Source organism: Niallia sp. Man26 (assembly GCF_022049065.2).
GTDB lineage: Bacteria > Bacillota > Bacilli > Bacillales > Cytobacillaceae > Niallia.
Map to the genome: position 1 here is coordinate 3,494,101 of NZ_CP095743.1, position 22,826 is coordinate 3,516,926.

Genomic DNA, 22,826 nt, shown 5'->3' on the forward strand with positions numbered 1-22,826 from the left:
TATTCTTTATAGCTTATCAATTTTTATTTACCAGCTTACGATATATATTTATAATATTCTCAAAGTAAACATCTATATTAAAATGCTTTTTAGAAATATTTCTAGATTCTAATCCCATTGATTTAATTTCACCACTAGATATTAATTTTATAAAAGCTTGTGATAAAGCTACCTTATCCCCAGGATTAACCAAGTAACCATTTTTTTCATTTTTTACAGCTTCATCGATACTTCCAACATTAGTAGAAATTATAGGAATTCCATAACTAATTGCTTCGAGTATTGAAAGTGGTAAACCCTCATTATATGAAGGCAAAACAAAAATATCAGTTTCTTGTAAAAGTTTTATTTTATCTTCTCCATTAACCCAACCAACAAAATTAAAATAAGGACTTAGGCCTAACTCTTTTACTAGACTCTTAGCAGAGTCCTTAAGTTCACCCTCCCCTGCTATAATAAATTCTATTTGCTTTTTATTAGACTGAACTTCTTCTATTATTTCTTGTGCAGCTTCAATTAAATCAGTAATTCCTTTTCTTTTTATTAATACAGCTAAAAATAGTACTTTTATGTTTTTATCGTTAATATCATTATTAATTTCTGGTATTTTTACTGCATTTCTTAATACAATTGTATATGCCTGTGGCTCTATTTCTTTTATAATATTATCCCATTTATTCCCAAGCGTAATAACTATATCTGATTCTCTTAGCAGCTCTTTGATTTGAGATTTTAATTTTGGATTACTCTTTTTAAAAAATTCTTCAAACTCTGCTCCATGAGTATGAGTTATTACCTTTTTATTAAACATTTTGGCTAGTTTATAAATTAGATATTTTCTTTTAAAGCTCCCTCTCTCTGACATATGCATATGTACTATATCTATATTTTTAAATATCAAACAAAATAATATTTCAATCAATCTAATCGTGAAAAATACTAATTGCACCAATATGCCCTTATCTATATGAGTAGGAATATATTTAAGTTTCATATTATTAATATTGAAGTTATGTTGTACAAAAGACTCTACTACCGTAGTCATTCCCCCTTTAACCTTAGTACTCGAACCTACCATTAAAATATTTATCTTATCTTCCTTAATCAATTGGACTTCGCCACTTTCTTTTATATGTTGTAGTTCTTTGATAAATTTCACCTTATGCTATTTATTTACCAACTAACTCTTTAAGTACTATTTTAATAAAAGCTACATCGTTAATGAAATATCGTTTAAACATTCTTTTGGGTTCCTGAATAAAACGATAAAACCATTCTAACGAACTTTTTTGCATCCAAACTGGGGCACGTTTCACAGTTCCAGCTATAAAATCTATTGAGGCTCCTACTTGAAGACTTATTGGCACATTTACTAGATTTATATTATTATAGATAAAGTACTCACCTTTTGGAGAACCCAAAGATACAAGTAGTATATCAGGGGAGAACCCGTTAATCTTCTCTATACTCTTATTTAGTTCATACTCATTATTCTCAAATCCAAAGGGAGGGGAATAACATTCTATCTGAAATTCATTACCAAACCTTTGTTTGTAAATATTTACAACCGTATCTGCAACACCTTCATTCGATCCAAATATAAATACTCTATATCCTTTATTATTTGCCATTTCAATTAATTCAGGTGTTAGGTCAGCCCCTGAAATTTTCTCTATTAGTGGTTTTTTCAAAACTTTCGATAACAAAACAATAGGCATTCCATCTACCAGTTTTAAACTTGCTTGTTCGTATATTTTCTTAAAACTCTGACTTTTATCGATATTCACTAAGTGATCTATATTAGGAGTAACAACAAAACTATGTTTTCTTCTTGTTTTATTTATTTTAATAATATTATCTATTTCTTCTAATGCCCTTTTCATATCTAGATTATCAAAATCAACACCAAATAAATTTACCTTTTCTTTATGCATATAAAATTTTATCCTTTCATAAACACTATATTTAAACAAGTAATAATATAATGTTTATTATTTATAATTTCATCCCATTATCTTTTCTTTAACCTTTTTAGGAAACTTCCATAAGATATCTCCTAAAAGGAAATCACCTCTTAAATAATTATTAATAACTATTTTTTTAATTATATTTTTTATACTTTTGTTGTTATATTTATGGGATTTTTTCCATTCTGGAAAATACTTATTTAATGTTACTTTAATATTGTTTAATATTGTAAGCCTTATCTCTAATTCATCTACGTACATTAATTTAAATAATAATCCATGCAAGAGATGGTCTATAAATAAACTTTCAACTTCAGTTTTATTATTAGTGAGCTTCCCATTTTTCTCTAATTCTTTATAGGTATTCTCGATCATATATATTAAATCATTCAACTTCAAAGGGTTTATCATATTTGTTTGAGAAGTATTTCTTGAAGTTTCATAAGAATAAAGAGCCTTATTAATTTTCACTATATTATTAGCATTAGCAACTACTACTGGCACAATCCCTAAATCTTCATACCAGTATCCCTCCGGAAAACTAAAAAATTTCCATAACTCTCTACTATACACTTTATTCCAAGGAGCAGTTTTTGAGTTATGCAAACCTGTCCCAGCTTTAATATATTTTTTCTTACCTTTCCTATTAAAGTTATAATAGTCAAAGATAACCAAGTCGCACTGTTTGTTTGTTAGTACATTTATACATTCTTGAATAGCATTTTCCTCTAAAAAATCATCACTATCCACAAACATAAAATATTTTCCTTTTGCAATACTAATCCCTAAATTTCTTGCACTTGCTTGACCACCATTTTCTTTATTAATTATTTCTATTCTACTATCATCATTTCCAATATTTTCTAAAATACTTAAAGAATTATCAGTTGAGCCGTCATTAATTGCTAGGATTTGAATATTTTGATAAGATTGATTTTTTATGGAATTTATGCATCTTGCAACGTACGCTTCAACATTATATATTGGTACTATTACACTTATTAATGGATTATTCATTTTTTTACCTCTTTAAATTAATAAACTCAAACAAAGTTTACATTCACTCTAATTAACTAAAAAATGAATGAAACTTAAAACGCATCTTTTGAACCAAAAAGAACAATAAATGTCTTAAAAATGATTTTTATGTCAAAAACCAATGATCTTTTTCTTATATAAAATAAGTCTAATTCCACCATTTCATAAAATCCAATATTACTTCTCCCACTAACCTGCCACAAACCTGTACAACCTGGAACTACCAATAATCTTTGTTTATCGTAATCAGTGTATTCTTCAACTTCTCTTGGTAAAGGTGGTCTTGGTCCTACTATACTCATCTCACCTTTTAAGACATTTAGTAATTGCGGTAATTCATCAATACTTGTTTTTCTTAGAAAACGACCTATTTTAGTGATTCTCGGGTCGTACTTCATTTTAAACATTGCACCCTCTACCTCATTGAATTCCATTAACTCTTTAAGCTTTTCTTCCGCATTAACCACCATTGAACGAAATTTATACATATTGAATTTTTTTCCATCTTTACCTATCCTAATCTGCTTGAAAAATACCTTTCCCTTTGGATCTTCAATTTTTATAATTAAAGCAATAACTACAAATAGCCAACTTAAAAAAACTAAACCAATTATTGAACAAGCAATATCTAAAATCCTTTTGATATATAAATAAACTCTTTTTTCACTATCTACATCATTAACAAACAATACATTTTGTTTTCCATTCTCCAAAACACCCACACTCCTTAAAAGTTATTTAATTAATACCTAAGGAAAGGAATTATTATAAGCTACCTTGATAATTTTAAATCTTTGTCAGAATTATTTAGAATTATGCCTAAACAAACAGCTATGCTTAAAATTAAGGCAGCAAATGACTCAGAAGCTATAAATATATTTTCTGTGAAACAACTTATTAATATTGTAATCATTATTAATGTTAAAGAGAAATTCCCTTGTTTCCTAAAATTTCTTATGCCTATTACAAATAAACTAATTATTACGAATAAAAACACAAGAAAACCTACACCACCGAACTCCATTAGCATTCTTAGATATTCATTATGCATTGCATATCCATAATATGACTTATCAAGATAGGCACTAGTTTCCCAACCTGTACCGAATATTTTTGTAATAAAAGGAGTATTTAACCACCCTTCAATTCCAGATTCCCATCTACCAATCCTCCAAGTAAATGAATCCTCTTGATTTGAATATACATTTCCATATGACAAATTAAATATTCTCGTTTCAAAAAGTCTATCTTTAAAAATAATAAATAAAACCACACTACTTAAAATCATTCCTAAAAAATAGAATAAACTTTTCAACTTGTTCTTACTCCAACTTATAATTGAGTAAAGTATTAACATAATTATTATTGCGAATGATGTTCTTGAACCGGTGCCCAGTAAAACAATAATTATATTTAATAAAATATAAGCTGAATAAAAAATTTTTATTCTCTTACTCTTAGTGAAAACAATTTTTTCAAGCAAAAAAATTATTAATATTACTATGTATATAGAATAAAAATTGGAATGATAAAAAAGACTAGTAACCCTTCCTGTTTCAGTTAGTTGTGCCATTTGTATTAAGGCAATAAATGAAAAAACTAAAGAAAAAAATATAAAGTAATTTCTATAATCAAATCTTTTTATAACGATTAATAGAAAAAGAGGAGCAAATAGCAGAACCCTAGCAGTTTTTTCTATGCTAAATCCAATAGGAGAACTATATAGAAACATATATAAAGAGGGAATAAAAAATATTAAAAACATTATTAATGTTGAGTTGAAAATTCTTTTTTCAAACTCATTCATTTTTGATAGCTTCAATAATATCAACAAACTACTAAAAATAGAGAGAAAAAGTAGGGCTCCATATTTTGAAAGGAAAAACACTTGAATAAATGGATTTAAGACCGCTAAAAAAGAATAAAAGAAACCTAATAATATATACAACATTTCACACCTCTAAAAAACTCTAAAAAGTCTTTTAACTATACAGAAATTTTTCTGACAGAGTATATTTCATTTTTTTATTACAACCATAATTATAAATACCTATGTTATCTAATTTATATCTAGAAATCAGTTATTTTGAACTAATAAAATTATATATAAAAGAAAGACTTGTTATGTACATTTATATAATTATATCCGTTAGCCCGACAAAGTTAGTGTGCAAGATGAATGTTCATATTGCTTATAGAAATGATAATCATACAAAAATGTATTTCCTCCTTTTTTAAATTCGGAATATTTACCATTCATTCTTCTTACACACCTAACTTATAAAAAACATTAATAACTTTTTATTCAACCTATTCTTTAGTTAGTACCATAATAATAATAATTATTATGTTTATCTAACTTTTTGTTATTCAAAACAACCCCTAAAATTTTTCCATTTGAAGCTGACAAGAGTTCTTTTGCTTTCATTAAAGATTCTTTCTCAGTAGATCCACTACTCACAACCAACAAACTACCTTGACATATATTTGCTAGAATTTGTGCGTCTGTTACCGCTAATACTGGCGGGGTATCAAAAAGCACAATATCAAATTCTTCAAGGGCTTGGTCCATAAAGTTTTTCATCGCACGCGAACTTAATAGCTCAGATGGATTTGGAGGGATTGGTCCACTTGGTAGAATAAATAAATTTTTTTCATCATATGCCTGAACTGCTTCCATTAAAGAGATTTGGCTTGTTAGAACTGATGTTAAACCTGATGTATTAATGGTATTAAATGTATAATGGACAGTAGGTTTCCTTAAGTCTGCATCCACTAGCAGCACAGTTTTACCTTGCTGCGCAAATACAACTGCCAAGTTTGCCGCTGTCGTTGATTTACCTTCTCCTGGACCTGTTGATGTTATCATTATAGTTCTAATCTCTTCATCCACACTAGAGAACAAGATATTTGTTCTAATAGTTCGATATTGTTCAGATATTGGTGATTTAGGGTCATATTGAGCTATAACTTTTCTTCTACTATCTAATAACCGCTTTTTGTTTGTTTTTTTATTTATTAGCAACTATATCACCTCTTTTACTTACAATGTTACCTCTTATTCTTGCTTCTTTACTATCATTAATATTTGTAATTGATCCCAATACTGGCAAGTCTAGTAATTTTTCAATGTCTTGTTCTGTTTTAATAGTGTTATCTAAGTATTCTAATATGAATGCTAGAACTACTCCAATTACTAAACCTATTAATGCAGCAATCACGATATTTAAAGGTGGATTTGGACTCACTGGTGATTGGTTTTCTTGCTCGTCTGCTAGTGGCAGTATACTTACATTATCGACTTTCATTAGTTCCTTAATTTGTTCTTCAAATACTTCTGCTGTTTTATTAGCAATGTCTAACGCTAATGCTGGATTAGAATCTGTAACAGACACTGTCATAATTTGCGAATTTTGTGCACTTTCAACAGTAATTTTACTATTTAAGACTGCTATACTCATATCTAAATTAAGGTCATTACGTACATCATTTAATATTGCAGCGCTCTTAATTATAACGCTGTAAGTATTTATTAATTGAATATTTGTTTGCACTTGGTTAGTATTATAAATACTTTCACTATCTTCTGCTTGATTAACAAGAATTTGCGTTGAAGATTTATACTCAGGTGTTAGAACGAAGTAACTTACAACTCCGCTTATAATGATGGCTAATAATGTAATGGAAAATATTAATGCAACTCTTTTTCTTAATGTTTGAAATAAATCCTTTAAACTAATTTCTTCCATGATTTCCTCCTAAAAAAAAATAAAAACCATTCATAATTATAACATATACCAACCATTGCAGGAATTGACTTTTTATGTAATATCTTTTATTTAATAATGCACACTATTATCTCCGAAATCTACTTTACCAAGTAATTTACATTATTAAAAGTCCTTTTTTAAATTTAGGGAGTAATTCCCTATGTATATAAGTAACAATCTTCAAAATAATATATTAATTCTATGTACGTAAATAAATTTAATGAAGAACAATAATTAGTTCTAACATATATTCTCATAAACCGAAACAAGCTTAACTTAACCATTACTAACGGAAAGTTGGTAATGACATTTATTCTTTATATTTACCAGGTACCAATTTTTTTTGGTAAAAAAAACAATTACTATATATTCATTCAATCTAAATCGACTACTCACAAAGGAAATAAAATCACTGCGTATTAATTTACACCATAAGTGTTCTGTATTATTATAAGCTGATAAAAAATACTAATAATCTTTTGTGCGAGTTCTTTATAACGCACAATAGTTATAATAGCATCGTCTACCTATCCCCGTAAATAGGTAGTTTTTTCCTTTATTCATTTTTTCGTTGCATAACTCCCTCCTTTGCTTTTCATAATAAATTCAACTAAACAAATAATATTAAAATAACCAAAGAGCGATGAGATTCAAATCAATTATTCACTAAATTATATTATTATTAAGATTAAACTAAATCATAATAGATGATTGTTTCCATATAAATTTCACAAGGAACCATTACTAAAAGTGATTATTAAATAAGAACGCAACGCGAATAATTAAATAGACCTATAGTACACAAACTTAAGGAATGAGAAATTAGCTGAGAAATAATAAATTATATTAGATGTTTTCGGGGATGTAGTTGTTAAAATATCCCCAAAAACTTCTTTTTCTTTCTAAAGGGTTGAGGCATTATTTTATTTATATTTTTATCTTCAATTAACAACTCAGCATTATCTAAAAATAAGTAAACATAATCTAATCCAAATTTCTTCTCAATTTCATCGTATGCTTGGCTCATTTTAAAGGTTCGTGTTGTAGTATTGTGGGCATCTGATGCAATAAAATGAGTTAGATTTGCTTCAATTAGTTGTTCAGAAAACTCCTTTATCCGTTTACCAAAATAACCACAGACACTTGCACCAGTTACTTGAGTGAGTGCCCCGTTTTGAACTAGTTTATACAAAATATCCGTTTTCTCTTGAAGTTCCTTATTTCGCTCTGGGTGAACAATAACAGGGATAATTCCTTGAGTTAAAATATCATACAATAACCTTTCAGCATACCTAGGTACCGAGGAAGATGGAAATTCAATAAAAAGATACTTTGTATGATTAAGAGTAAGTATTTCCCCTTTCTTATACTCTTCTAAAACTTCTCCAAAGATACGTACCTCTTGTCCAGGCAGGATGGTAATCGGAACACTATTTTGTTTATAAACCTTATTTAAATACTCGACATGTTGGAGTATATCTTCTTTTCTATTATTGAACTGATTATTTTTATGATGAGGCGTGGCAATAATTGTTTTTATTCCTTCATCAACCGCAACTTTCGCCATCTCTAAGCTATCTTCTATAGTTTTGGCACCATCATCGATACCAGGCAATATATGACAATGAATATCAATCATTTTGTATGTACCTCTCCTTTCATTCTTAATTTATTATACTAACAATACCAGCATTCTCCCAGCTCTTATATATTTTTTTTTGACTCACTCTATAAATAAGCATATATATCGCTAATCCCTTTGTTTTTTCTTAATACATCAAAAATATATAAATAAGTACCACTAAATGTAAACGTTTCCTAGTTTCTTCTATTATATATAAATATTTATACAATAATTTAAACTAGGATTATATAAAGATATACTATCTTTTTCAGAAGACTGCAATGTTACACAAATATAATTTTTTGCTCAACTTCCCGTGATACTCCTACTTGAATTGTAATTAATAAATTTTTCTATAAAAAATTATTAAATTTAGGTTTATAGGTCGAAACACTTGGGTATTTAGTCACCGTTATGATATTCTCTTTTTCTACTTTAATAATAACGGGGTGATTATCAGGACTTATTTCACAGCAATAAGCTTATTCATGTTCTTTGAAGCGTTACTGTCAAGGACGTTTTTTATACAAATATATTTCAGTTTAAAAATTCTTTACATCAAAAAATATAAATTAAAGTTATTGCGAGGGGCAAAAATGGGAATTAAAAGAAAAGTGTTTATTGGGTTCGGTGCGATATTATTGTTTATTATTGGGTTTGCTTTTGTTGGTTATTGGGGAAATGATCGTGCTGATAATCAGATGGCAACATTAATTGATACAGATTATAGACTTGTTTCTTTGGCAAATAACCTGGAGGAAAATGTTGCGGAACGTGTTATTATCGCTCGTGGTTATGTGTTATATGGAAATGAAAAATATAAAACGCAGTTTGCTCAGAAAACAGAGGAAGCTGACTTGTTAATGGATGAAATGAAAGAAATATTAGGGGATAATGCAGATTTTGCTGATGCTGTTGCGAAAACGGCAAAATGGGAGAACCTCATTACAGATCAAGTTATTCCTGCTTACGATGAAGGGGGTTTTGATGCTGCAATACCATTAATGGAGCAATATTGCCAAGTGTGGTCGTCAGATGCTATGGATGCTTGGGATAAGATAAAGGATACAGTTGATGGGCAATTATTTAAAACAAGTGATAGCATCATCTCGGAAAACCATGCCCAGAAGAATGTATTTATGGTAATGGCTGTTTTAACTGCAGTGATTGTGTTAGCTGTGGCTGCATGGATGATTTACACTGTCGTAAAACCAATCAAAGTAATTGAAGGAAGACTTACTCAAATTAGTAATAATGATTTATCTGGAGAACCACTTTCTATCAATAGTAAGGATGAATTCTCGCAGCTTGCTAATGCTGTGAATATGATGGTCGCAAGCTTAGTAGGCATGATTGACCGCATTAAAACAACAGAAGGAAGATTGTTGGACACTTCAAGTCAGCTGCTTGGAGCAAGACAGGATTTGGAGGCCCAATCAGGTGGAATTCTTGAGTCTTTTGAACAAGTATCTATCGGTTCCATGCTTCAAAAGAATACAGCTAATGACATGGCTGCAACGATGTCTGAAGGTGCAAAAGGTATTGAGCTTATTGCAAGCTCCTCCTCTTCAGTTGCCGACTACTCAGTCCGTGTTAATGACGCAGCAAGTGAAGGTAATAAAGTTATTCAAGAAACTTTGGATGAGTTAAAGGGCTTAAATAGTACTGTTACGGAAACAGTTTCCGTTATGGAAGGTCTCGGAGAAAGAACAAATAGAATTGGAGCAATATCAGAGGTTATCACTAATATTGCAGAGCAGACGAACCTGCTTGCTCTTAATGCGACAATTGAAGCTGCAAGAGCTGGCGAACATGGGAAAGGATTTGCTGTGGTTGCAACAGAGGTTAGAAAGCTTGCAGAGAACTCTAAAGCATCTGCAGAGGAAATTGCTGATTTGATTGCAGCAGTTAAACATGATACAGAAACAGCAGTCACTTCAACTATTAAAAGTAAAAGTGAGATGGAAAGCAGCTTATTTGCAGCTAATAATGCTGGTTTAGCTTTTAAAAACATTCTAGCTTCTATCGAGAACATCGTCGCACAGATTCAAGATATCTCTGCTACATCTGAAGAACTATCTGCTAGTGTTGAGGAAATCACTGCCTCAGCTGATGAACTAGCCGCTATTGCAAGTGAAAATGTTGACCATGTTAATGCTGTAGCCTCTGCTTCTCAAAATCAAACTGCAACTAATGAACAAGTGGGCTGTTTGATAAATGAGCTGAATGAGATGTCTAAGGAACTTAATGATACAATGGAAAGATTCAAGTTATAATTAGTCAAAACGCCGCTTATTAAACGGCGTTTTTTTCTTACATTTTAATAAACTAACTCAACCTCCCGATGCTCCCACACATCAAATAAATTCCCGTCCAAATCCTCCATTGTGAAAAAGTTTCCATTATGTCCTTCATAGCTGATTTCGCTCACCAGTACTCCTTTTGCTAACAGCCTTTTATGAAGGAATTCAATATCGTCGGTGAAGAAGGTGATGATCCAGCGTTTTCTGCCTTCTACACGAAAGTGTGCACGAGACATGTCATCACTTTGTATAAGATGCAGGATAGGTCGTTCGTCTCGAAATAAACTGACGGAATCTTCTTGATGGTGTCTTGCATTAAAGCCGAAGTTTTCTGTCCACCACTCGGCAGCTCTTTCCATATCTGCTGTTGGGATAACATTATAAGCGATACCTAATACTCTTCCCCTTGTACTGATGTTAGCTGTCATTTCTCTTCACACTCCTTAAATCAATCGATTATTTCCTCATAAATTTGTTATTCTATCTCCTAGATGAAAATACCTTTCAATAGTGCAAAGATAATGTTTTGGAACAGAATAATTGAATGCGCTTTCTATGGGTGTTATAGTGAAAATAAGTTATGACCTATATTAACGAACGGAGATGTACTTATGCTGAATGTCAGAGGCTTATCATATAAAGATGTTAAAATCAGCCACTTGAGCTCCTTTGATGGCTATCAGATAAACTTTCGCCTTAATGATCATTTATATCAGTTTCTTGTGGGTAATAAGAAAAGACCTTTCCCTTTGAATGTGATGCATATCTTTAAAGAAAAGGATGTATGTGCCTTCTGCAATAAAACCATATATCCATATCCTGCAGGACAGCAAATTTGCCTTGAGTTCCAGAAGCATCTACCTTCCTTGCTGAATCATTTCCAGACTGTGTATCCTCAGGACTTTAAAGCTTAGGAGGGAGAAGTGCTCCCTCCTTTTCTTATGATAATTCGGTCAATTTAGTAGATATATACATTCCCTCTCCACCAACTTCCAATGCTTCCACATTATTATTAGCATCAACCTTAACATGAGAGATAATTTCTGATGGGGCATTCATCGCATGTCCTTGTTCAAAAATAAGGCTTGTGGCGCCTGGCTTCACTACATTATGTTTATAAAGATAGCCTGTTAACGCTCCACTTGCCGTGCCTGTTGCGCTTTCCTCATTGATGTCATATAGCGGTGCAAAATTACGGCAGAAGGCATCAACTCCAGAATCTGTATCTAAAGTAAAGACATGATAACCGACTACTTCCAGCTTGGCGCTTATTTCTTTCATTCTATTAAAATCTGGTTGAAGCGTTTGAAGCACTTGATTATTTTTGACTGGAATTATGATATCCTTTAATCCTGTTGAGACTATCTTAATAGGAAGAGTTGTCATGATATCCGCCTCATTTATATGCAGTGACTCGGCAATTTCCTTTTTGTCCAGCTCCTGCCCAAATTGAGGATTATTTTGTGTTAGAAAAACCTTCTCCCCTTCTATCCGAACTGGCAGGATGCCTGCTTTCGTTTCAATTGTAAAATTGTTTTTGCTGACAGCCTTTCTTTGCACTAATAACGCAAAAGAAGCAATTGTTGCATGGCCGCATAAGTCCACCTCAGACACCGGTGTAAAGTATTTAATTTTATAGTCTGCTGCAGAAGAACTTTGAATAAAGGCTGTTTCAGACAGACCCATTTCAGAAGCAATGTACTGCATGTCTTCTGCACTCAGTCCATCTCCATCCACTACAACACCTGCGGGATTGCCTCCTGATTTGTTTTTTGTAAAAGCATTTACTATAAATACTTGGATGTTCATTGGATATCATTTCCTTTCGGTATTTATGCATATATAATGACCTTAAGGAAAAGAAACTCAGCAGCGTTGATATGCAACCCACATTATTTTTGCCAAAAGTAACCTTTCGAGCTTTATTAGCAAATCTATAGAAGTCTGTAGCTTTATTACGATTGATAAGGGAAAATAGTTTCCCTTCTAATTAGCTTATACCTATATTAACGAAGAAAGAAGGCGTGACATATTGAAAATGCCAGAAGTATACCTAATTGGCGAACTAAGAATGAAAGACTTCGAAATCTTTAGACTTATGCAAACAAAAACAGATGGATGGAATTATGTAATTGGCTTTCTTGTTATAGAAGACTGCAAGAGGAAAACCCGGTTATCAGATTATCCTTTCTTAGAAGCAGTATATAAAGCTAACCCAGAAGAGTTTGAGGCATCTGATAATCTAATAAAAGTGCAGGCAATTATCGCAGAGCCACTTGGTGAAGAGGATACAGAAGTGTTAGAGCATATTGGTGTCAGTTTAGTTGAATTCAAGGAGCATACTGATGTTACGTTTGCTGTAATCGTGAAGGAAAATCTCGACGATTTAATTGATAACTTGGATGAAAAGCCGTTTGAGGTATATACAGAACTGTTGCAGCATTCCGAGTCAAAACCTAATGTTTCTCATTTTAAGAGGGAATCTTTGCGAAGGCTTTATCAAGATGAATCTTCTTCCTAACACAGAGAGCCCTTATCAATGAGATAAGGGCTTTACTGTGTTGTATGGTTAAAAGAACCAAGGTATCTGTCGGTGTGTGAGTATAACAAGATACCTCGGATAGGAAATAAGACCTATAATTGGTATTATATTACCAGAATCTATAATGGTAAAGAGGTAAGTAATTCCAGATTATATAAAACAAAAAAGCCCTTCTCAAGATAAGAAGGACAATATGGTTAGTTTTCGAGCTTTCTTTTCTTTCCACATCGAACACACTTATCAGTATAGTAACTGAACTTATGCCTACGTTTACATAGGCAAATAATTGCTTTGAAAAACATGTTAGCACTCCCTTGATGATTTTCAATCGAGGTAGTCCAGCCATCATAGATTTCCTTAGACCTGTGACTTTGCGTCCTATTTTTTCAAGATGGTTTGCCTTTGTCTGATTGGAAAGATATATGGATATATTAACAGTATAATGATAGTTTTTCCATTAACAGCTCATTACATCTTGTTAACATCTATTACAGAGAAGACAAACAACTGTTTATAAAGCTTCACATTATTTACCCTTAAACATAAAAAAGACCCTAAAAGCACCATTGGACATCGGGCTCTTAAGGCTAGAAAAGAAACTCCACATCAACACAATAGTTTAGGGTTTGGGGTACTATTTGTGTGATGGGGGAACTTACACTTATATATCGTCAAATGATAATATAGATTTAATAAAAATTTTTCCCAGCCTAAACGACTAGTTTTTCTAATAAAAACTAGTCATATTTGTTAAAATTTTCACATGACAGACATAGTTTCTTCCTATACAATAAGGAAGTTCTTAATAACTTTTAAGCCTTACCTTCTAGGTAAGGTCTTTTTTTTGCGTAAGAGAACCATAAACTTAAGGCTAGAGCGAAACCAATACTTTAGCATGGGTTACTATGTGACTTATTCAAGCAGTGTTCTCTCCTCTCAAACATCCTCCACATCATTCCTCAAAACCCACTTCTTATACACCCTCTTTCCCAAGGCAGTTCAGATGGCAGAAAGCCCACTTCCTTAGCAATAAAGAAATCTCCTTCGCCTAGTAATAATTGATTTTCTTTCATCTCCCAGATTGGAAAGGTATGGCCTTTATACTTTGCATACTGATTAAGATAATATAAACTACTGATTTCCTCTCTTTTTACAAGCTTCTCGTAGTTTCATTTTCATTGAGTTCAAAGTCTGCAGGTGCTGAGGCAGGGTCTCTAACAATTAATTGAAATGTTATGTTATCTTTTGTATATATTCAAACTCCATTCCCTTATTTATATATGGCTCTCCTGCCGCTCCACATTTGTCTCCTCCGTTCTGTAGCTATCTTTCTTTTATAGTCTATTAACTGAAGATTAGCTTTAAGAAATCTTGTCTATCTACTTTATCTGTGTCAGTGAAGTTGGTAACAGTTAGAGCTAGCTTCATTTGCTCAGCCTCTTCTATTAGGATTAAATCATTTTCAACCGCACTGTTTAAAATAATTGTGATACTATCAGCGGCAAAGCCTTCAGTGCTTGCGGTAAATATTTTACTTCTTCTCGTTTGTAGGCTGCCCATGCTGTATAAGCAACAGTATCAACTAACAGAGACCACATCAAAGCAATGTTTAAGTTTTCTTCTTCCTCCATATATTCCGAGATGCCTGTATAGTCAGCATTATCAATAAGCTCATACAGCTCATCTCCTGTTACTGCCCCAGATTCTACCCAAAGCCAGCACTTATCCAAAGCATCTCTACCAACTGGATATCTTTCATCTGATTTATTGATTACAGAGAATACTATTTCATTAGTAACAACGGTCTCTATTATATTCACTGTAAATATCGAAAATAGAATTCATTTGTTTTGTATGCTGACCCCTTAAACAAAAATCTACAATGCAATTAAATTAAATTATTAGGAAGCTTTTTTAATTATCTTGCATCCCAATCACAATCCATTCATCAACAACGTCCCAAAAACTCACATTATATTCTGGCTGATCATTAGTAAACCACAGTGTTGCTGTGTCATCATTATTGTTGTCTAAATCTATAGCAACATAGCCTCCCATGCCATTCTGAAAAAAACCATAAGTCTTTTCCATATTAATCCCTAATGGTTCATCTAATTCCTCAAGTATTCCCCATTCATAATCATCAAAACAAGTAACGTGCTCAAGTGGCACAAGTCCCATAGCACTACTTGTGAAATAATAGAAGCCATTATGTAACTCTTCATAAAACGCCTTAATCACTTCTGGGAATGCTACCCAATCATTTAGTACTGACTTTGTTGAAATACCGCCTTCATAATAGTGAATTTCTTCATCTTCACTTTTAATACTGTAAAGTACTGCATATTTTCCATTGTCTATAATTAATTCAAGTTCCACTAAATTTTCTTTTATGTATGAAATTGTATTGCTTAATTCCTTCTCACAAACACTTTTCCATAAAGCTATTAATTTATCCTTTTGAATAAATTCATCTGCTTCTTGAAAGATCTCTAGCCATTTTTCCGGTATTTTTCCGTTTTCAATATGCAACAAGTCTTTGTCAGATACAAACTCAATACTCTTTCTATATTGTTTAAGAAAATCTATTTTATCCAATAAGATCATTCCTTTTTATTATTCTAAAAGAAAAGGTTCATGTTATTTACTAAATCATTAATTTCTTCTTTTGTTAGCTCACCTACGGCATCAATTGCATTAAATGAACTTAAGCACTTTGTTATATATTCAACACTTCCTAGTCTATTAATTACGGAGAATCTGCCCATTCATGTGGCACAGACTTTAGATATTTTTTATATTTTTAGACATTCTCCTTTTATATAATCAGCAAATTTCCAATCTACCTGAATTATCCTACTCCTCATAATAAACGGAACCTAAATAAGTTAAATTTCCATCCTTAAATTTAACTTTATCGATATTCCCTTCGTATTCGAAATCCTATAATTTAATGACAGAATCATAGGTTTCTGAAAATACTTCCCCATAATGTTCAACAAATTGCAATAAAATTACAGATTCATAAGAAGATCCACTTAAAAGGGTAGTCAACGATGCAGTTGGAACCGCTCTAAAAGAGATTTCTAAAAGATCTTGGTTATAGCTAGTAAAATCCATACCAAAATCGTTCATAAATTCTGATTGAATTCTATCTCCAACTTCATCAAACTTAATTTCAATATATTCTTTTAGATTATTTTTTGTTTTAAAATTACCTATCCATAACGACATAACACCTGGATTTCCCATGATGTCACTCCCAACTAAACGTAATTAGTAACACTCATCTTTCGAAATATGATTATATCCTTTTATAAATTATTCCCCCAAGGCTATATCTGTTTCCACTGCCTAATAGAGACCGTATTGTTAGATAGGATTATTCGGAAAGTCTTGAAGATACTTATTAATTAAAGCTTTACTATTTTCTTCTGGTACATTGCCTAAGTACTTATTTTTCCAAATAATCATTTGGTCACTAAAACTATAGTCCGTATCGAACCAATTTGTATAATCGTAATGTATCTTAAATTCACCATTATTCTTTAGGGACATTGTAAAAGAGTACCAAAGTTCTTGCTGATTATCCTTAAAAGCATTCCTTAGTTTCTTACTCAATTTATACAAAATATCTTCTTTCTTCTCGAATTCCTCTTCATCGATGTCATATTTACAAGGAATTTGTAAGCTGTAATTATACACTTGCTCACTATCAGGGGTATTATAGAAAAAATAAGTTCCTCCACCAGTTTCTGATATTTGAGCATAAAAATAACACTTAGCCCACTCTTCCGGAATTAAACCATTAACCGTTTCAGCTATCTCTCTATAGAGTCTATTCATTTCTAGTTCCATACTCAATCACCTTCCATTCCTTGAAAAATTTCATTAGTTAGTCTTTGAAACTATCTGGATTATCCATCTTTTATTTCCTTTATATGCTCAAACCTGCTATTCAGGGTTAAAATCCATATTACACCTCAAAAAAAGAAAAGTCAGTAATGTTAAAAGCACTTGCTGCATCATACAAGCAAGTGCTGAAGTATTTGAGTGTTAATTTTTTGGTCATTGGTGAGAAACTAGATTCCACATCCCATATGGATTATAAAATAGGTCATCTTCCTCAAATATTGTACAGCTTTCTTGCCTCAATAAGTATATAGGGGAATCCGAATCCAAGCTAAATGTTTCACCACTAGTAATCTTCGGTCTTTCTATAAGATTATATAAACAAAATACTCTAAACAATGTCTCGACTTCTATACCGGTTATAGTATCTGAAGTTGTAATAACATCTGGGTATCCGAAACTCTGCATACCAGTAGTGTAGAATGTATTGTTTTCACGAGACATTTGAACAAACGCTGTAAATATTCTTGTAATATCTTTGCTCATCGTTATTTCCAACCAATCCGCTTTTGTGCGAGCTCTTCCAGAAGATTCAACATTTACTGCCACTCCACCAGCATGTAATACTGCACTTGCAACCTCCATAATTTTTATAACCTTTTCTAAAGAACCTCCTTCTCCAAAAATATAAACAATACTTTTATGATTTTCCAGACTGATTATGTCTTCTTTATCAAATGATCCATTTCCTGCTATTTCAAAAGCTTCAGCTACATAGGGGTTAAACTCACTTATTTCTACATCAAAGAATTCCCCTGGAGCTTCGAGGCTTCCAATATGATTACCCATATATACATAACCATTACCTTTTCTAGCCATAGCCTCTATAAATTCACTTCTAGTTTCCCAATTTCCAGGTATACCCAAAATAATTTTTGGTAATTCCATTATATTATCTCCCTATTGTTTCAATAATTATTTTTAACTTCTGTTATGTCTTAGTATTGTTCCTTTTTCTAACTTAATCTTGCTAAGATGAAATTAACTTTTTCTAAATATAAATCTTGATCCTCTTCTTTTATAGTAACAAGAATGTCATTAATCTTTTTTTTTGTTGTTGGGCTATTAACATTTTCTAATGCCTTAATATAAGGTTCCACTAAGTCCTTTGAATTTAAAATTGTCAGATGAATTCTTTCGGCCCAAAACTCTGCATGAGGTAACATTTTTGGAATGCTGATGGCTAATTTATTAAGCCCTTCTTCTAGACCATTATTCTTGGAAATATAAAAAATGGTTTCAATAAGATAATCACCTGCTGATGGTTCCGCGATATCATCTTCAAAAATAGTACACAGTTCAGGGATTATTTCATTCGTTCCATGCTTTGATAATTCATTGAGAATATTTTCAAAAACTTCAATATCATCTCCATCATTTTCAAGAAAACGCATCTTATGTAAAATAGAAATCTCTTCCTTAAAAGTAGCCATTGTGTTTTCCTCCCCTTCCGTCTCTCACAATTACTCAAGCTCATCAAATATCTTCACATCATTATGTTCATACGTTCTATAGTAATTAATATATTCTTCAATCTTCTTTCTAGTTTCTTGGTTATATAAACCATCTTCTTTAAGAATCCGTCTTAAATCATTAATATCGAATGCTAAGGTGTCTCGTGGTTTCAAAGACATATATAAATCGAAGTCCTCTTCCCTTGTTGTTTTACTCAACCCATAAGTAAATGTTCTTCTATGTCTACCACCCTGTCCTGGATGAGGATGTTCTAAGAACATAGCATAACTATCTCTAGTTTTAATACCAAATGTTTCTTGCATATATTTATTGGATGGCATGTGATGCCCTGTTATATTGTCGCCTATTTCATTAGGTAACTTTCCATATTTGCCATGATTCAACTCATTTGGTAGCAACTCATTACTGGTCTGTGGTATATTTTGTTTTTTATTCTCCACAAAATGTTTATAACGCTCTTGAATTTGCTCCTTTATTTTATCATAATGAGAATCCGTATCCTTAACATGAGTGGTCGTGCCAGATGTGCCTATTACATAATCTGCACCACCTTCTTTTACAACTTCTTTATTCTTAATCCCACTACCACGCCCACTCAACATACTCAAATACTCGCTCTTATCCCCACTAACCTTCCCAACATCAGCCCTGCTCTCAGCCTTCAAGTAGGAATTCATATTACCAACCCCACCCGCAAACGCTGCATTAGGAGAAGTATTAAGACTACGTCCAAGATCATCCATAAACGCTCTTGAAACATCCGCTCCTTGCTTGCCAATCTGCACGGTTGAGTTCAAGGCTTGTTGGCCGAGTCGGTTGGCTTCTTTCGCCATACCTGGTACAAATGGTAGGCCTGCGAAAATGCTTTGGGTTATGCTTGCTTGACGCTGCTGGTCTGTGAGTTCGTTTCCGAACATGTCTTTGCCGGTTACGTATTCGGACAGGCCGTTGGCGGAAAGGAGACCGTAGATGCCCATTTCGGTTTTTTCTAGGGTGCTGAAGGCTTTTACGTTTTTGTAGGTGCTCATGGCATTTTCGGCGGCGCTGATTCCTTTTGTTGCCGAATAGATGCCTTTGCCGCCTTTGACGGCTCTGCCTGCCCAGCCGACGACTGGAATGAAGCCGGCTAATGCCATACCTCCTGCTGCTAAGCGCTGTGCGGTTGACATCTTTTCGCCTGTGACGGGATCCACGCCTTCGACTGCGCGCTTGTAATCATAATAGCCGGTGAATTCGCCGACAAAGCTTTTGATGCCGCCCCATACTTTTTCGGAAGTGGGCTGTTCGGCGATTTCTCTTGCTTGTTGTTCTTCTTTTTTGTATGTAATGTAGCTTAAGGTGGCGGCTTCTGCCTCTCCTTTCAGCTTGTAGATGTCGCTTGCTTGATAGGCATCTGCGTCGAAATGGATGGGGGAGATGCTGCTGCCTTGTTTTGTTGCGCCAAGCAAGGCACTGAACAGCTGAATGGCATAGGCTTCTTCCCCTTCTGAGGTCAGATATTCTTCTTTGAGCTCTTGATCTGTATCTTCGACTGCTTCGATTGTTTTTGTGCGCTTTTTGCTTGCGTCCATCATTAAATCATCGAATTTATCTCGGGAAAAGGCATCTAATGAGACGAGATCATCGATATCCCGAAAGATGTTTTCGAGTGCGCGGCGCTGCTCGGTTATCATTTCATCTGCTTGGCGTTCTTTCTGGACAAGATCTTCTTCCAGAAAGGCTGTCTCTACTCTTGTGTTGCCGTCTAAATCCTTGTCGCTGAGCTTGCCGCCGACGCTTTCAAAAAAGGCGATTTGTCTGTCAAACAGGCGCTGCCATGCTTCGACTACTTCGATTTGGCCTTGGTAAAAGGCTTTGATTGCTTCGGCGCCTCTTCCTTCGAAGTCGTCTAAATCAATGATTTCCTGAAAGGCCTTTCGTAGTGCGGTAAACTGGTCGCGAAGCTTATCATAATGCTTCGCCCTCTGTTCCATTGTATCTTGCAAACTGGAAGCATCTAGTATTTTCACGAAACTCTCCTCTCTTTTTCACAAAGGATTTCGAACATGTAAAGCCTCATTATCCGATATATTACCTAATATCCTTTTATTGTAAAAAAGAAAAAAGCTGTTTTCATATGCCAAAAGGTTCATTTTACACCAGTCGAAATACCCATAATTTACTTTCACTGTTCATACAACTTTCTTAGCACCTATCGTTAACCGCCGATTTTAGCGTCAATCTCTTTTGTGCTGACATTGCCTCCATACCAGTCTGCTAATTTCTGCTTTGCTTTTTGCTTTGTATCTTCATCTATATACATGGCTACTTGAATCAGTGCAATTCCTAACGCTCCGAGGTCATCTGTAAATCCGATTCCGACTGCCATATCTGGAATTAAATCAATGGGAAGAATGAAATAGCCTAAGGCCCCGATTATCGTGGTTTTCGCTTTAACCGGCACTTCTGGCTTCTTTAATGTGAAATACAAGAGCAGCACTGCATACACGACAGATGCGCCTGCCTTTTTGGCAAACTTCGCGAGCTTTCCCCAGAACTTCTCCTCTGAGAAATGTTTTCCGGCAGCATTCATCGTCACTTGAAGTTCTTCTTGCTTATTCTCCATCCATATCGCCTCCTTGTTATTTATCTACTTCTATCATACTAAAAACAGAGGGAAAATGTATTGCTGTTCGCCTTACTTGGAAAAAATTTCACAAAAAAATAAGCCCCCTTATGATTAGGGAGCAGCATTGCCCTACTTTACTTTAATTTTTTGGTTTGGATAAATAAGATGGATATTCTTAATCTGCGGGTTTAGATTTTGGAGATTGGCGAGGGTTATGCCATATTGTTGGGCAATCTTTGAAAGACTGTCTCCTTTTGCAACAGTATGGTATTCTGTTGAGCCACTTGCTTTTGGGTTAATCCATGAGCCTGGCACTCCCTGTTGTTTCGTGACATTAACCATTCCTTCTGATTCATTGAAAATATAGTAGCTTCCAGTCTTTACAATCCCTTTTTTGTGCTTGCCAAGCTTTGCATCTGCTGCTGTTAAATAGGCAGCTGTTTCTGTTTTCACCTCAAAGCTTTTAGTGGCGGAGCTTTTTCCTGTCGAACTCCAGTGCCCTGGTTCTTTGCGAACATCATTTCTGTCTATCAGCACCCCTGCGACTTTAATATTGTTTTCATATTGGTGCATATGAATGAAGTCAGCAATCTTTCCATTCGACCAGGCATATGTCTGCCAGTAATAATCGGCCTTGCCCTTTACTGCAAGCATGACGGCATAGGACCCGTAAATGCCGAGCTTATACGTTTCGAATGTTTTTTTGACTCCATTGAAATAAGCTAGAATGTTTGGCATAGCACTGCTTCTGGCATCAAAGTCAACTGCGAAATAAATCGCTGTTCCCGGTGGCTGGCCGACTGCCTTTGCCGCTTTCACCGCCTCCAGTCCATCAGCCTTGCCTTGTGCCTCTGTAAAATAGGCTGCTCTGTCGGCGCTTTTCTGAAAGATGCTGATCAGCTTTAAGCCGGCCTTGCTGATGGCTTCTGCTTCTGTTTTATCAAATGTCTTCCAGCTGTTCCCAAGATAGCGGGCCGTATAGTCAAATCCTTCTTTCTTTAAGGCACTTGCTGATTTAGTGTTGAGCTTTGTTGCACAATCAAATCCTCTTGCCATCATCATCTCTCCTTTCTTACCTTATATATAGAAGAAAAACAGTTTTTCAGACAGGCAAACTATAAAAAAGCCCAATTGAGGGCTTTTAATTACAAGTTAAGCAGGCGGAATCACCTTTGCGATTAATAAGATAAACAGAATAAGTCCGATTGCTGTATACACAGCAGATGTGATAAGGGAAAGATTCATTCGTAAATAAAACGGCTCTTTTTCGAGCATAATGCCTGTTTGTGCACTTGTCTGGCTGTCGATAAATCTTGTCCATGCTCCGCCGCTGCTGGAAAAGGTAAAAATGATCAGTGTAAACACAAGTCCAGTAAAAAACATTACTTCAATAAAGCGAATTGAAAAAAACGAAGCGACGAGGAAGGTGGCAACTGCCTCCAGCACGAGTGTGAGGATTGGCAGAATCAGTTTTTTGTTCATTTCTTCTCCTCCTATTTACAGATAATGTTTATTTTACCATAAATAGTAGAAAATTTCTGTCATTTCCTATTTCCAGACTTAATGCCTACGAACTTTTTTAACAA

Annotated in this window: 23 protein-coding genes and 1 riboswitch; of the genes, 3 read left to right on the plus strand and 20 right to left on the minus strand. The window is 33.7% G+C overall.

All coding sequences use genetic code 11. The features are described 5' to 3' along the window. Positions 1 to 16: 16 nt before the first annotated feature. The 8 genes from L8T27_RS17540 to L8T27_RS17575 all read right to left on the minus strand — a co-directional run bounded on the left by L8T27_RS17540 (position 17) and on the right by L8T27_RS17575 (position 8,414). On the minus strand, positions 17 to 1,108 hold the full coding sequence (locus L8T27_RS17540) for a glycosyltransferase family 4 protein (protein WP_248574454.1): 1,092 nt from the start codon (positions 1,106 to 1,108) through the stop codon (positions 17 to 19). Positions 1,109 to 1,169: 61 nt separating this feature from the next. Then, complete coding sequence (locus L8T27_RS17545) at positions 1,170 to 1,934, minus strand: WecB/TagA/CpsF family glycosyltransferase (protein ID WP_237941995.1); 765 nt, start codon at positions 1,932 to 1,934, stop codon at positions 1,170 to 1,172. A gap of 69 nt (positions 1,935 to 2,003) precedes the next feature. Then, positions 2,004 to 2,984 (minus strand): glycosyltransferase family 2 protein, encoded by a 981-nt coding sequence (locus tag L8T27_RS17550; RefSeq protein ID WP_237941996.1) that lies wholly within the window; start codon positions 2,982 to 2,984, stop codon positions 2,004 to 2,006. Positions 2,985 to 3,058: 74 nt separating this feature from the next. Beyond that, positions 3,059 to 3,718 (minus strand): sugar transferase, encoded by a 660-nt coding sequence (locus tag L8T27_RS17555; RefSeq protein WP_237941997.1) that lies wholly within the window; start codon positions 3,716 to 3,718, stop codon positions 3,059 to 3,061. A 59-nt stretch (positions 3,719 to 3,777) separates the two neighbouring features. Beyond that, the gene (locus tag L8T27_RS17560; protein WP_237941998.1) at positions 3,778 to 4,956 is read right to left on the minus strand and encodes an O-antigen ligase family protein; all 1,179 of its coding nucleotides are present in this window, start codon (positions 4,954 to 4,956) and stop codon (positions 3,778 to 3,780) included. Positions 4,957 to 5,322: 366 nt separating this feature from the next. After that, positions 5,323 to 6,030: a CpsD/CapB family tyrosine-protein kinase gene (locus tag L8T27_RS17565; RefSeq protein WP_245399892.1), complete on the minus strand. Its 708-nt coding sequence runs from the start codon at positions 6,028 to 6,030 to the stop codon at positions 5,323 to 5,325. Next, positions 6,017 to 6,754 (minus strand): YveK family protein, encoded by a 738-nt coding sequence (locus L8T27_RS17570; RefSeq protein ID WP_245399893.1) that lies wholly within the window; start codon positions 6,752 to 6,754, stop codon positions 6,017 to 6,019. The genes L8T27_RS17565 and L8T27_RS17570 overlap by 14 nt, the downstream gene beginning before the upstream one ends. An 892-nt stretch (positions 6,755 to 7,646) precedes the next feature. Then, the gene (locus tag L8T27_RS17575; RefSeq protein ID WP_237941999.1) at positions 7,647 to 8,414 is read right to left on the minus strand and encodes a tyrosine-protein phosphatase; all 768 of its coding nucleotides are present in this window, start codon (positions 8,412 to 8,414) and stop codon (positions 7,647 to 7,649) included. A gap of 581 nt (positions 8,415 to 8,995) precedes the next feature. Here L8T27_RS17575 and L8T27_RS17580 point away from each other — a divergent pair. Next, positions 8,996 to 10,675, plus strand: coding sequence for a methyl-accepting chemotaxis protein (locus tag L8T27_RS17580; RefSeq protein WP_237942000.1), 1,680 nt, complete (start codon positions 8,996 to 8,998; stop codon positions 10,673 to 10,675). 44 nt (positions 10,676 to 10,719) lie between these two features. On the opposite strand, the gene L8T27_RS17585 is transcribed toward L8T27_RS17580, so the two are convergent. Then, positions 10,720 to 11,130, minus strand: coding sequence for a VOC family protein (locus tag L8T27_RS17585; protein WP_237942001.1), 411 nt, complete (start codon positions 11,128 to 11,130; stop codon positions 10,720 to 10,722). Positions 11,131 to 11,313: 183 nt separating this feature from the next. On the opposite strand from L8T27_RS17585, the gene L8T27_RS17590 reads away from it, so the two are divergent. Next, positions 11,314 to 11,616 carry a hypothetical protein gene (locus L8T27_RS17590; protein ID WP_233315806.1) on the plus strand — a complete coding sequence of 101 codons (303 nt, stop codon included), beginning with the start codon at positions 11,314 to 11,316 and terminating at the stop codon, positions 11,614 to 11,616. Between the two features lie 25 nt (positions 11,617 to 11,641). Here L8T27_RS17590 and L8T27_RS17595 read toward each other — a convergent pair whose 3' ends face one another. Further along, complete coding sequence (locus L8T27_RS17595) at positions 11,642 to 12,511, minus strand: PhzF family phenazine biosynthesis protein (protein ID WP_237942002.1); 870 nt, start codon at positions 12,509 to 12,511, stop codon at positions 11,642 to 11,644. Between the two features lie 223 nt (positions 12,512 to 12,734). On the opposite strand from L8T27_RS17595, the gene L8T27_RS17600 reads away from it, so the two are divergent. Then, positions 12,735 to 13,223, plus strand: a complete 489-nt coding sequence (locus L8T27_RS17600; protein ID WP_248574455.1) for a hypothetical protein — start codon at positions 12,735 to 12,737, stop codon at positions 13,221 to 13,223. 350 nt (positions 13,224 to 13,573) lie between these two features. Next, positions 13,574 to 13,655: riboswitch (cyclic di-GMP riboswitch) on the minus strand. 1,064 nt (positions 13,656 to 14,719) lie between these two features. Here L8T27_RS17600 and L8T27_RS17605 read toward each other — a convergent pair. From L8T27_RS17605 to L8T27_RS17650, 10 genes are all read right to left on the minus strand, one after another. Next, the gene (locus L8T27_RS17605) at positions 14,720 to 15,064 is read right to left on the minus strand and encodes an Imm6 family immunity protein (RefSeq protein ID WP_237942004.1); all 345 of its coding nucleotides are present in this window, start codon (positions 15,062 to 15,064) and stop codon (positions 14,720 to 14,722) included. Between the two features lie 94 nt (positions 15,065 to 15,158). Next, entirely contained in the window at positions 15,159 to 15,851 is a 693-nt protein-coding gene (locus L8T27_RS17610; protein ID WP_349238805.1) for an SMI1/KNR4 family protein, read from the minus strand. Between the two features lie 336 nt (positions 15,852 to 16,187). Beyond that, positions 16,188 to 16,496: an immunity 22 family protein gene (locus tag L8T27_RS17615; protein WP_237942006.1), complete on the minus strand. Its 309-nt coding sequence runs from the start codon at positions 16,494 to 16,496 to the stop codon at positions 16,188 to 16,190. A gap of 120 nt (positions 16,497 to 16,616) precedes the next feature. Next, on the minus strand, positions 16,617 to 17,102 hold the full coding sequence (locus L8T27_RS17620; RefSeq protein WP_237942007.1) for an immunity protein YezG family protein: 486 nt from the start codon (positions 17,100 to 17,102) through the stop codon (positions 16,617 to 16,619). 210 nt (positions 17,103 to 17,312) lie between these two features. Continuing rightward, positions 17,313 to 18,044, minus strand: a complete 732-nt coding sequence (locus L8T27_RS17625; RefSeq protein WP_237942008.1) for a DUF4261 domain-containing protein — start codon at positions 18,042 to 18,044, stop codon at positions 17,313 to 17,315. A 68-nt stretch (positions 18,045 to 18,112) separates the two neighbouring features. Then, on the minus strand, positions 18,113 to 18,589 hold the full coding sequence (locus L8T27_RS17630) for an Imm30 family immunity protein (protein WP_237942009.1): 477 nt from the start codon (positions 18,587 to 18,589) through the stop codon (positions 18,113 to 18,115). A gap of 30 nt (positions 18,590 to 18,619) precedes the next feature. Beyond that, on the minus strand, positions 18,620 to 20,641 hold the full coding sequence (locus L8T27_RS17635; RefSeq protein WP_237942010.1) for a ribonuclease YeeF family protein: 2,022 nt from the start codon (positions 20,639 to 20,641) through the stop codon (positions 18,620 to 18,622). 188 nt (positions 20,642 to 20,829) lie between these two features. After that, positions 20,830 to 21,237, minus strand: a complete 408-nt coding sequence (locus tag L8T27_RS17640) for a YkvA family protein (RefSeq protein ID WP_237942011.1) — start codon at positions 21,235 to 21,237, stop codon at positions 20,830 to 20,832. Positions 21,238 to 21,369: 132 nt separating this feature from the next. Further along, the gene (locus L8T27_RS17645; protein ID WP_237942012.1) at positions 21,370 to 22,302 is read right to left on the minus strand and encodes a glycoside hydrolase domain-containing protein; all 933 of its coding nucleotides are present in this window, start codon (positions 22,300 to 22,302) and stop codon (positions 21,370 to 21,372) included. Between the two features lie 90 nt (positions 22,303 to 22,392). Beyond that, entirely contained in the window at positions 22,393 to 22,722 is a 330-nt protein-coding gene (locus L8T27_RS17650; RefSeq protein WP_233315820.1) for a hypothetical protein, read from the minus strand. Positions 22,723 to 22,826: the final 104 nt, after the last annotated feature.

Bases quoted from the DNA above. Each gene is read 5' to 3' on its own strand.
- L8T27_RS17590 (WP_233315806.1), top strand. From the start codon at position 11,314: ATGCTGAATGTCAGAGGCTTATCATATAAAGATGTTAAAATCAGCCAC.
- L8T27_RS17630 (WP_237942009.1), bottom strand. From the start codon at position 18,589: ATGGCTACTTTTAAGGAAGAGATTTCTATTTTACATAAGATGCGTTTT.
- L8T27_RS17570 (WP_245399893.1), bottom strand. From the start codon at position 6,754: ATGGAAGAAATTAGTTTAAAGGATTTATTTCAAACATTAAGAAAAAGA.
- L8T27_RS17615 (WP_237942006.1), bottom strand. From the start codon at position 16,496: ATGGGAAATCCAGGTGTTATGTCGTTATGGATAGGTAATTTTAAAACA.
- L8T27_RS17610 (WP_349238805.1), bottom strand. From the start codon at position 15,851: ATGATCTTATTGGATAAAATAGATTTTCTTAAACAATATAGAAAGAGT.
- L8T27_RS17580 (WP_237942000.1), top strand. From the start codon at position 8,996: ATGGGAATTAAAAGAAAAGTGTTTATTGGGTTCGGTGCGATATTATTG.
- L8T27_RS17650 (WP_233315820.1), bottom strand. From the start codon at position 22,722: ATGAACAAAAAACTGATTCTGCCAATCCTCACACTCGTGCTGGAGGCA.
- L8T27_RS17645 (WP_237942012.1), bottom strand. From the start codon at position 22,302: ATGATGATGGCAAGAGGATTTGATTGTGCAACAAAGCTCAACACTAAA.
- L8T27_RS17560 (WP_237941998.1), bottom strand. From the start codon at position 4,956: ATGTTGTATATATTATTAGGTTTCTTTTATTCTTTTTTAGCGGTCTTA.
- L8T27_RS17585 (WP_237942001.1), bottom strand. From the start codon at position 11,130: ATGACAGCTAACATCAGTACAAGGGGAAGAGTATTAGGTATCGCTTAT.
- L8T27_RS17545 (WP_237941995.1), bottom strand. From the start codon at position 1,934: ATGCATAAAGAAAAGGTAAATTTATTTGGTGTTGATTTTGATAATCTA.
- L8T27_RS17595 (WP_237942002.1), bottom strand. From the start codon at position 12,511: ATGAACATCCAAGTATTTATAGTAAATGCTTTTACAAAAAACAAATCA.
- L8T27_RS17625 (WP_237942008.1), bottom strand. From the start codon at position 18,044: ATGGAATTACCAAAAATTATTTTGGGTATACCTGGAAATTGGGAAACT.
- L8T27_RS17620 (WP_237942007.1), bottom strand. From the start codon at position 17,102: ATGGAACTAGAAATGAATAGACTCTATAGAGAGATAGCTGAAACGGTT.
- L8T27_RS17575 (WP_237941999.1), bottom strand. From the start codon at position 8,414: ATGATTGATATTCATTGTCATATATTGCCTGGTATCGATGATGGTGCC.
- L8T27_RS17640 (WP_237942011.1), bottom strand. From the start codon at position 21,237: ATGGAGAATAAGCAAGAAGAACTTCAAGTGACGATGAATGCTGCCGGA.
- L8T27_RS17550 (WP_237941996.1), bottom strand. From the start codon at position 2,984: ATGAATAATCCATTAATAAGTGTAATAGTACCAATATATAATGTTGAA.